Genomic DNA, 10,315 nt, shown 5'->3' on the forward strand with positions numbered 1-10,315 from the left:
AAGGGGCCAGGAAATCCCGGCCCCTTTTGCTGTCTAGCCCCGGCGCAGCACCACAAGGCTTTGTGCTGCGGCCAGATATTCCGTGACATCTGACGGGTCTTCGGGGCGCACCGGATCGGCGGAGGTGTCGGCCAGCGGCTGCCAAGGTCCGGTCTCTGCCTCTGGCATGTGGAAATTGCAGTCCTCGCCCGCGTTGAACAGCAGCAGCAGTTCCGGCGCGTCGGGATCGGTGCGTTCCAGCAGGCGCAGGCGCAGGCCAAAGCCGCGCAGCCCGTGATCGTGCCAGTCGGTATCTTCCATCGCGCGGCCTTCGGGATGCCACCAGTCCACCTGCGTGGCGCAGGGGCGCGATTCGTCGCCCGGGGCGCAGGCAAAATCGCGCGGCGCCAGCCAGTCGCGCCATTCGCGGCGCAGCGCCAGAAGCTGCGCCACCGCCTCGGTCAGGCCTTTGCGCGCGCCTTCCCAGTCGATCCATGTCAGTTCATTGTCCTGACAATAGGCGTTGTTGTTGCCGTCCTGCGTCTGGCCCAGTTCGTCGCCCGCCAGCAGCATCGGCACGCCATGGCCCAGAAGCACGGTGCCCAGCATCGCCTTCACCCGGCGCATCCGCGCCTCGAGGATGGCGGGATCATCGGTCGGGCCTTCGACGCCCAGATTGTGCGACAGGTTGTGGTCATGCCCGTCGCGGTTGTTCTCGCCATTCGCCTCGTTGTGCTTTTCGTTGTAGGACACGGTGTCCCACAGGGTGAAGCCGTCATGTGCTGCGACAAAATTGACCGAGGTGGTGGCGGGCCGCCCGGAATGGTGGAACTGCACCGGCGAGCCGGTGATGCGTTCGGCCATGGCGCCGCAGAGCCCGGGATCGTTGCGCCAGAAGCCGCGCACGTCATCGCGGAACTTGTCGTTCCATTCGCGGAAGGGCCACGGGAAGCCGCCGACCTGATAGCCGCCATCTCCCACATCCCAGGGTTCGGCGATCAGCTTGACCCCCGCCAGCACCGGATCCTGCCGGATGGCGTTGAAAAACGCGCCTTCGCGTTCAAAGCCCTGCGGTTCGCGGCCAAGGGTGGAGGCCAGATCGAAGCGGAAGCCGTCGACATGCATCGCCTCGACCCAGTAGCGCAGGGAATCCATGACCATGCGCAGCACCATGGGATGCGCCACGTTCACGGTATTGCCGGTGCCGGTGGTGTCATAGCCATAGCGCGGGTTTTCCGCCGACAGCAGGTAGTAAGAGGCGTTGTCGATGCCCTTGAAGGACAGGGTGGGGCCAAGGTGGTTGCCTTCGGCGGTGTGGTTGAAGACCACATCCAGCAGCACCTCGATCCCGGCTTCGTGCAGCTTCTTGATGGTGCTTTTCACCTCCTGCACCTTTTCGGAGTTCAGGTAGGTGCGGTTGGGGGCGAAAAAGCCAAGCGTGTTGTAGCCCCAGTAATTCGACAGGCCCCGGTCGACCAGATGCCGGTCCTGCGCCATGGCATGGATGGGCAGCAGTTCCAGCGAGGTGACGCCCATCCGGTGCAGGTGGTCGATCACCGCATCGGATCCGAGCGCGCGGAAGGTGCCGCGCAGATCCGGATCCACGTCGCGATGGCGCATGGTCAGGCCTTTGACATGGGCTTCGTAGATCACGGTATCGGACCAGCTGTGGCGCAGGGATTTGTCGGCATCCCAGTCGAAATGCGGATCGGCCACCACCGCCTTGGGGATGAAGGGGGCGGAATCGCGGGGATCCATGTCCAGATCCGACCCGCCCACCGGATAGCCGTAAAGCGCGTCATTCCATTTCAGATAGCCGCGCATTTCCATGGCATAGGGGTCAAGCAGCAGCTTGTTTGGGTTGAAGCGGTGGCCTTCCTCGGGGGCGTAGGGGCCATGCACGCGGTAGCCATAGGCCTGACCGGGGCGGATGCCGGGCAGGTAGCCGAACCAGACGCCGCCCTCCATCAGCGGCAGGTCGAGCCGGTGCAGTTCGGTGTCGCCGCTGTCGTCAAACAGGCAGAGTTCCACCCGTTCGGCATGGGCGGAGAAGAGCGCAAAATTGGTGCCCTCGCCATCATGGCGCGCCCCGAAGGCATCGGGGCGCGAGGCGGACAGATCAAAGGCCGGGGGGGCCGAAACATCCTTGGGCAAAGGCGTTGCTCCTTGAAAGGGTCAGTGCGAAACGGCGCGGACGCTGTCCGGTCGCGACACGGGATAAAGACGGGCGCGCGCTTCGGCCCGGCGGGCCAGCATGGCGCGGGTGACAAGCGTGGTGCCGCCGGGGGTGCGGCGGAACCAGCGCTGATCCTCTTCGGCATCTTCGCCGATAACGGTGCCGTCGGGAAGACAGGCGCCGCGGCCAAGGATCACGCGGTGCAGGCGGCAGCCGCGCCCTGCCTGCGCGCCGGGCAGCGCGACGGACCCGGTATCGTCATGCGCCCATGAACTGGCAAGCGCGGGGCGGCGCATGGTGGGCGCGGTCAGATTGGGCAGGCGCATCGGCGGGCGCTGGAAGAAATCCAGCTGGCACTGGCGGTAGGCGTCAAGCGTGCCGACATCGCGCCAGTAGCCGGGGGTGCCATCGGCATGGGCGGGCAGGGTGTGGACCTGCAGCAGGCCTTCGGCCATCGCCTTGGGCAGCAGGTCATGGCCGAAGTCATGGCTGGATCCGGCGCGCATGGCATCCGCGATCAGTGCTGCGCGCAGCCATTTCCAGTCAAAGACATAGATGCCCATGGAGGCGAGCGCGCGCTGCGGATCGCCGGGCATGGCGGGCGGGTTCTGCGGCTTTTCGACAAAGGCGGTGACGCGGCCCGAGGCTTCGGCGGCCAGCACCCCGAAGGCGCGCGCCTCGGCCCGGGGCACGGGGGTGACAGCCACGGTGGCGGCGGCGCCGGTCTGGCGGTGGGTGACCAGCAATGCGCCAAGGTCGATGTCGGTGACATGGTCGCCCGCCAGCACCATCAGCTCGCGCGGGGCCTGCAGGTCGATGATGTCGATGCAGGCGGTGACGGCGGCGGCGGTGCCGACAAAGCCGGGGGCGGGCAGGTTGCGCCCGTCCCGCACGGCGATGCCCCGGCGGAACTGCGGCGCCCATGTGCTGCCCAGATGAGCGTGCAGCGTATCGGGTTCGTATTGCGTGGCGGCAATCAGGCCGGTGAAGCCCGCATCCCGCGTGGCGGCCAGAATAAAGTCGACGATCCGGCATTGTCCGGCGAAGGGGATCGCGGGTTTGCACTCGCTGTCGGTCAGTTCATACAGCCGCGAGCCACGGCCTCCGGCGAGAAGGAAGGGCAGGCAGGCTTTGGTGTCGACGGTTTCTAGTGTCATCAGTGCATTTCCCCGCAGGCACGGGACCGACGGATCCCATGGCCACCGCGCAAGGCGCGGCGCTGTCAGTTTGTTAGGAACTTGTCGCGGCGGGAGACCCACCGCACGCAACCTAAACAGGACAGCCTGCCATTGGTTCCCGGGAGGGCGGCGCAATTGTGACTCTGCGGAAATCAGATGTCACAGGACATACGCAGCGGCCAGTCCGCCCCCCCCGGCAGCAGGTCATGACCGGGAAGCACAGGGCCCGGGCCGCCGCCTTCGGGGTGGAAGCGCAATGTCAGATGACGTGCCCCGTCCTGCCGCGACAGTTCCAGCAGCCCGCCGTCCTGCGCGCTGAGCCGCACCTCGGCGGTGTCGAAGAAATCGGGGTGTTCGGCGCGCAGCTGCACCAGCCTGCGGGTCAGCCGGGCCTTCTGCCCTGCGAGGCCGGGGGCGGAGGGGGCATCGGCAAGGGCTGCAAAATCCACCAGCTGGCGGTTGTCGGGATCGGTCAGCGCGTAGCTGGGCAGTTCGGTGCCCTGATAGATGTCGGGCACGCCGGGCATCACCATCTTCAGCGCGAGCTGGATCAGCGACAGCGGGCCCGCGCGGGCGATCAGCCGGGCGGCGGGGTCGGGCAGATCGGCCTGCCAGCGCGCCACCAGCGCGCGGGCGGCTTCCAGCACCACGGCTTCGGCCTCCTCGTCGGGATGCTGCCATGTGGTGATGACCTTGCCTTCGCGCAGCGCCTTGATCATGTGATCGGCGAGACGGTCGGCCAGATCGTCGCGTCCGTCTTCCCAGATCGCCAGCGCCGACTGCAGCAGATACCAGCCATCGTTGCGGCGCATCGCATCAGGGAAATGCGGCTCTGTTTCGGCCCAGAGGGCGGCAAAATCCTGCGGCGCCTGTGCGGCGGCCAGAAGCCGGGTCCGCGCATCCTCTGACCGTTTGGTGTCATGCGAGGAGGTCAGGGTCAGGGCATGCGGCCAGCGCGCCTGCCGGTCGGCCAGCCAGTCCGACATCGCCTCGGGGGTCAGGGTGGCATGGTCGGGTTCCGCCCCCACCTCGTTGGTGGCAAGACAGCGGTTGTAGCGGAAAAAGGCGGTGTCTTCCTGACTTTTGGCCACCAGCGCGCCGGTGACCTGATGGAAGCGGCGGGCGAAATCCTGCGCCTCCGGCGTGTCGGGATCACACAGCGCCTCTCCCAGCAGATGGACCGTGGCGGGTTCGCGCGGGGTGCGGGCGGCTTCTGCGATGACCTGATCCAGCAGGCGGCGGTCGCCCGCCACGCCAGAGCTGTCATCGACCTTGTAGGCGCGGTAGCGGGGAAAGGTGCGCAGCAGCGCCAGCACCGCCTCGCGCAGCGATTCCGGGCCGGGGGCGGCGCGGCGGGTGGCGGCATAGGCCTGCGCCAGCGCGATCATCTGGTGCAGTTCGGCGGCGAGTTCGTTGACCACCACCTCTTCCTTGGCCTCGGCCACGGTGGCGGCGAAATCGCCCTGAAAGCCGGTGGCCTCGCGCCACGTGCCATCCAGCCGCGCCAGACCTTCGGCGGGGGTCAGCAGGCGCAGGATCTGCCGCGCGGCCTCGTATCCGGTGGTGCCCTGCACCGGCCAGCAGACCGGCAGCGGTTCGGATCCGGTGAGGATCTTTTCCACCCAGACCGGCACATCGGGGCCGACCGCCTGCCGCAGCCGGTGCAGATAGGCGACCGGATCGGCGAGCCCGTCGATATGGTCGATGCGCAGGCCCTGCACCAGCCCTTCGGAGACCAGCCGCAGGATCAGTTCGTGGGTGTCGTGGAACACGTCTTCTTCCTCGACCCGCATGCCGATCAGGCTGGTGACGTTGAAGAAGCGGCGGTGGGTCACGCTGTCGCGTTCGGTCTGCCAGTGGCGCAGCTGCCAGACCTGCGTGTCATGCAGCGCGCGCAGCGCGTCCGGCCCGGGATCGGAGGGCAGCCCGCCGGGCGCGAGCGGCACCGACAGCGACGCACCGCCGCCCAGATCGGCACGGAACACCGGCTGCCCGTCCTCTTCGGCAAGCGAGAAGGCGCCGCGATCCAGCATGTCCTCGAACGGGTCGGGCAGGAAGGGCAGGGCAAGGCGGCGGGACCAGTCGATGTCAAAATGCCGGGCATAGGCCGAGCTTTGCCCGTGGCGCAGCAGGTCGCGCAGCCACGGGTTTTCCAGCGAAAACGCGGTGTGGTTGGGCACGATGTCCAGAATGATGCCCAGACCTTCGGCGGCGGCAGAGGCGGCGAGCCGCGAAAACCCCTCCATCCCGCCAAGCGCGGGGTCGATCTGGCTGGGATCGGTCACGTCATAGCCATGGGTGGACCCGGCAGTGGCGGTGAAGATCGGCGACAGATAGAGGTGCGACACGCCAAGCTGCGCCAGATAGGGCAGATGCGGGATCAGCCCGTCAAACGCCATGCCGCAGCGCAGCTGCACGCGGTAGGTGGTGCTGAGCGGGCGCATCGTTCCGGCGGCCACGGCATCGGTGCGGAGGGCGTCGGCGGAGAGGCCCGCGTCAAGGCTGGTCATGTGTCGATCCTTACGGCAAGGGCGTAGGCGTCCCGTTCGGGATCGCCAAGGGTGAGGTCGGCCTCGGGGAGCGGCTGCGGAAAGGGTGCGGCCTTGGCTGTGGCGCCTTTCGGGGTCAGGCGCAGGCCGATGCGCAGCGTGCCCGCGTCGAACGGCCATGCGGCGCTGAGGGTATGGCCGTCCCGCGTCACCTCCGGCGCGGCGACAAGGCCGGATTTCAGCAGCGGCACGATGCGGTCCCTGCGCAGGCGCAGCGCAGTTTCGGTGAGCGCGGCAAAGCGGTCTTCGCGCGCCGGATCCTGACCGAAGGGGTAACACTGCGCGAGGATGTCGGGATCGTTGGGGTCGGGGATGTCATCCTTGGGGATGCCGATTTCCGACAGTTCGCGTTCCCGCCCCTCGCGCGTGGCGCGGGCCAGATCGCCGGTGAAATCGCAGAAGAACTGGAAGGGCGCGGTGGATCCGGTTTCTTCGCCCATGAACAGCATGGGGATCTGCGGCAGGCAGAGCAGCAGCGCATGGATCACCGGCAGCGCCACGGGGGGGGCCAGCGTGCTCAGCCGGTCGCCAAGCGCGCGGTTGCCGATCTGGTCATGGGTCTGGTTGGAATTGACGAAGGCGGTGGGGGGCAGGTGCCGGGCCGGGGCGCCGCGCGGCGGGCGCGAGCCGGGGCGGGGCTGGCCCTCGTCGATCTGCCCGTGCCGCATGGCATGGGCCAGATCGCCCAAGGGATCAGCGGCGAAAGGTTCGTAATAGCCTTGGGATTCGCCGGTCAGCGCGCAGTGGATGGCGTGATGCCAGTCGTCGTTCCATTCGGCGTCATATCCCGCCTCGCGCAGGTCGGGCAGGTTGCGTTCATCCTCGGTCACCAGATGCACCGGGCGGTCAAGGCCGCGCAGCTGCTCGGCCAGTTCGCGCAGGAACTGCCGCCCCCCCATGCCCGCGATCTGGTGGACCGCATCCAGCCGCAGCCCGTCGAAGCCGTAATCGCTAAGCCAGCCCTGCGCGCTGTCCAGAAAGAACCGCCGCACCTGCGGCTTGTGGAAGTCGATGGCGGCGCCCCAAGGGGTATGGCGGGCCTCGTCGAAAAACTCGGGGCAATAGCCGTGCAGGTAATTTCCCGAAGGCCCGAAATGGTTCATCACCAGATCAAGCAGCACCATGATGCCGTGATCATGGGCTGCGGCGATGAAGCGGCGCAGATCCTCGGGCGGGCCATAGGCGGGATGCGGCGCGCGGATCAGCACGCCGTCATAGCCCCAGCCGCGATTGCCCTCGAACTGCGACAGCGGCATCAGCTCGATCGCGGTGATCCCCAGTTTCGCCAGACGCGGCAGGTCGCGGGCGGCGGCGGCATAGGTGCCGTCGCGGGTGAAGCTGCCGACATGCAGTTCATAGATCACCGCCTCGTCCCAAGGCCTGCCGGACCATGCGGGGGGCGGGGTCATCAGGTCGGGCAGGCGGGAGGGGCCGTGCACGTCGCCCGCCTGCAGCCGGGTGGCGGGATCGGGGCGCAGCGTGCCGTCCAGCACGAAGCCGTAGTCCATGCCCGGCTCTGCGGGGCATTCGGCCAGCGCCCAGCCGTCCACCCGGGTCATGGGATGGGTTCGCCCGTCCAGATGCAGCGCGATGTCGGAGACGGTGGGAGCCCAGATCCCGAAATGCCAGAGGCCTGCACGGGTGGGAATGGCGCCCCAGCGGGGATGGGTCGCGGTCTGGGTCTGGGGCACGTCTGTCCTCCGTCCGGGATGTCAGAGCCAACGCGGTGGACCCGCGCGGGGTTCCGTCTGACGCAGCCGTGAATGAAGGGTGCTTGTTCCGCCCAAATCGTGAACGTAGGATGAACTTTATGGTACAGCGCACACTTACGGAAAAACTGGCGATTCTGGCGGATGCCGCAAAATACGACGCCTCCTGCGCGTCGTCGGGCGGCGAAAAGCGCGGGTCGCGCGATGGTGCGGGGCTGGGATCCTCGGGGGGCAGCGGCATCTGTCATGCCTATGCGCCGGACGGGCGCTGCATCAGCCTGCTGAAGATCCTGATGACCAATTTCTGCATCTATGACTGCGCCTATTGCGTGAACCGGGTGTCGAGCCGGGTGGAGCGGGCGCGGTTTTCGGTGGAGGAGGTGGTCAAGCTGACCATCGAATTCTACCGCCGCAACTATATCGAGGGGCTGTTCCTGTCCTCCGGCATCATCCGGTCGCCCGATGACACGATGACGGAGATGGTGCGCATCGCCCGCACCCTGCGCCAGCGCGAGAATTTCCGGGGCTACATCCATCTCAAGACCATCCCCGATGCCGCCCCCGAACTGATCGAGGAGGCGGGGCTGTGGGCCGACCGGCTGTCCATCAACGTGGAGCTGCCCACCGAACAGGCGCTGTCGCAGTTCGCCCCGGAAAAATCGGCGCAGCGCATTCGCGCTGCCATGGGCGACGTGCGGCAGCGGCGCGAGGCCGGGCGGGAGGCGAGCTTTCGCGGCAAGCGCCCGCCGCGTTTTGCCCCCGCCGGTCAGTCGACGCAGATGATCGTGGGCGCGGATGCGGCGAAGGACGCACAGATCCTGCAGTCGGCCAGCACGCTTTATGCCTCTTACAAGCTGGGGCGGGTCTATTATTCGGCGTTTTCGCCCATTCCCGACGCGTCAAAGGCGCTGCCGCTGATCAAGCCGCCGCTGATGCGGGAACATCGGCTTTATCAGGCGGACTGGCTGATGCGGTTTTACGGCTTTCAGGCCGCCGAGATCGCGCCGCCTTCGGGGATGCTGGATCTGGAGGTGGATCCCAAGCTGGCCTGGGCGCTGGCGCATCGCGACCAATTCCCGGTGGAGGTGAACCGCGCCAGCCGCGAGATGCTGCTGCGGGTGCCGGGATTTGGCACGCGGTCGGTGGACCGGATGCTGGCGGCGCGGCGGCACCGGACGCTGCGCTATGAGGATCTGCTGCCCTTGGGCTGTGTGCTGAAACATGCGCGCCCCTTCATCAGCCTGCCGGGCTGGAGCCCGCGCGGCATGCTTGACGATGCCGGTCTGCGCGCGCGCTTTGCGCCGCCCCCCGAACAGCTGAGCCTGTTCTGATGCGGATCTGCCTGCCGGTGCTGGGCAGTGTCGCGGCGTGGCGGCAGGAGGCGCGCAGGCTGGCCCGCGCAGGCATTCCGTCCGAGGCGGTGCTGTGGCAGGTGGGGGAGGACGCGGCGGATCTGTTTGCCGCGCAGGAGCTGCCGCGCGGGCCCGCCACCGATCTGCGCCTGCCGCGCGCCGCCATCGCCAGCATGGAAACCGCCCTGCATCATTCCGACCCCGAACGCTTTGCCCGCGCCTATGATCTGGTGCTGCGGCTGTCGCAGGGGCGGCTGCGCTGGGGCGACCGGTCTGACCGCGCCATGGCCAAGCTGCTGGCGCAGGAAAAGGGGGTGCGGCGCGACATTCACAAGATGCACGCCTTTGTCCGCTTTCGCGAGGTGACGCCCGAAGGGGCAAAGCGCCGCGCCTTTGCCGCGTGGTTCGAGCCGGAGCATCCCATCACCGAAGCCGCCGTGCCGTTTTTTGCCAAGCGTTTTGGCGATATGGACTGGGTGATCGCCACGCCGCTGCATACCGCGCGCTTCGTGAATGGCGTGCTGGCGGTGGAGGAGACGCGCGATCCCGCGCCCCTGCCCGAGGATGCCGCCGAAGAGCTGTGGCGCACCTATTATGCGCATATCTTCAACCCGGCGCGGCTGATGGTCAGCGCCATGACCTCGGAAATGCCGCGCAAATACTGGAAGAACCTGCCCGAGGCGCGGCTGATCCCCGAGCTGATCCGCACCGCCCCGGCGCGGGCCGAAGAGATGCGGGCGAAGCTGCCGACCCTGCCGCCGCCGCGCGTGCAGGCGGTGCAGGCGCGGCTGCCGGATCACAGCCTGCCACAGGATGTGACGCCCGCCAGTTTCAAGGCGCATCTGGATGCCTGCACGCGCTGCCCGCTTGGCGGCTGCGCCACGCAGGGTGTCGCGGGCGAAGGGCCGCGCCCTGCCGCGCTGATGGTGGTGGGCGAACAGCCGGGCGATGCCGAGGATCTGGCGGGCCGTCCCTTTGTGGGACCGGCGGGGCAGATGTTCGATGCCTGCGCGGCAGAGGCGGGGCTGGACCGGGGCCGCGCCTATGTCACCAATGCCGTCAAGCATTTCAAATTCGCGCCACGCGGCAAGCGGCGGCTGCACCAGCGCCCCGGCGCGGGCGAGGTGATGGCCTGCAAATGGTGGCTGGGGCTGGAACGCTCCTGGGTGCAGCCCAGACTGACGCTGGCCATGGGCGCCACGGCGGCGCTGGCGCTGACCGGCTCAGGCGAGCGGCTGCTGCAGCGGCGCGGCACGGTGGAACGGGCGGAGGATGGCGGCGCCGTGCTGCTGACCCTGCACCCGTCCTATCTGCTGCGGCTGCCCGATGAGGCTGCCGCCGCGCGGGCAAGGGCGGAGTTCACCGCCGATCT

The 10,315-nt window shown here is 68.0% G+C and carries 6 protein-coding genes; 2 read left to right on the forward strand and 4 right to left on the reverse strand.

Annotated elements, in window-relative coordinates; translation table 11 throughout:
- Positions 1–33: 33 nt before the first annotated feature.
- The 4 genes from glgX to treZ all read right to left on the reverse strand — a co-directional run bounded on the left by glgX (position 34) and on the right by treZ (position 7,573).
- Positions 34–2,133, reverse strand: a complete 2,100-nt coding sequence (gene glgX, locus VK682_RS19310; protein ID WP_324782415.1) for a glycogen debranching protein GlgX — start codon at positions 2,131–2,133, stop codon at positions 34–36.
- Between the two features lie 21 nt (positions 2,134–2,154).
- A complete protein-coding gene (locus VK682_RS19315; protein WP_089850925.1) occupies positions 2,155–3,312 on the reverse strand; it encodes a sugar phosphate nucleotidyltransferase in 1,158 nt (385 codons plus the stop codon).
- 173 nt (positions 3,313–3,485) lie between these two features.
- On the reverse strand, positions 3,486–5,843 hold the full coding sequence (treY, locus tag VK682_RS19320) for a malto-oligosyltrehalose synthase (RefSeq protein ID WP_324782416.1): 2,358 nt from the start codon (positions 5,841–5,843) through the stop codon (positions 3,486–3,488).
- Complete coding sequence (gene treZ / locus VK682_RS19325) at positions 5,840–7,573, reverse strand: malto-oligosyltrehalose trehalohydrolase (protein WP_324782417.1); 1,734 nt, start codon at positions 7,571–7,573, stop codon at positions 5,840–5,842. Before treZ ends, treY begins: the two co-directional genes overlap by 4 nt.
- Positions 7,574–7,692: 119 nt before the next feature.
- Here treZ and VK682_RS19330 point away from each other — a divergent pair, with 119 nt between their 5' ends.
- Together VK682_RS19330 and VK682_RS19335 are read left to right on the forward strand one after the other, a co-directional pair.
- Positions 7,693–8,922 (forward strand): putative DNA modification/repair radical SAM protein, encoded by a 1,230-nt coding sequence (locus VK682_RS19330; protein ID WP_324782418.1) that lies wholly within the window; start codon positions 7,693–7,695, stop codon positions 8,920–8,922.
- The coding region (locus tag VK682_RS19335) for a UdgX family uracil-DNA binding protein (RefSeq protein ID WP_324782420.1) at positions 8,919–10,315 on the forward strand (1,397 nt) is incomplete at its 3' end. The genes VK682_RS19330 and VK682_RS19335, both read left to right, overlap by 4 nt.

Source organism: Salipiger marinus (assembly GCF_035481585.1).
Taxonomy (GTDB): domain Bacteria; phylum Pseudomonadota; class Alphaproteobacteria; order Rhodobacterales; family Rhodobacteraceae; genus Salipiger; species Salipiger marinus.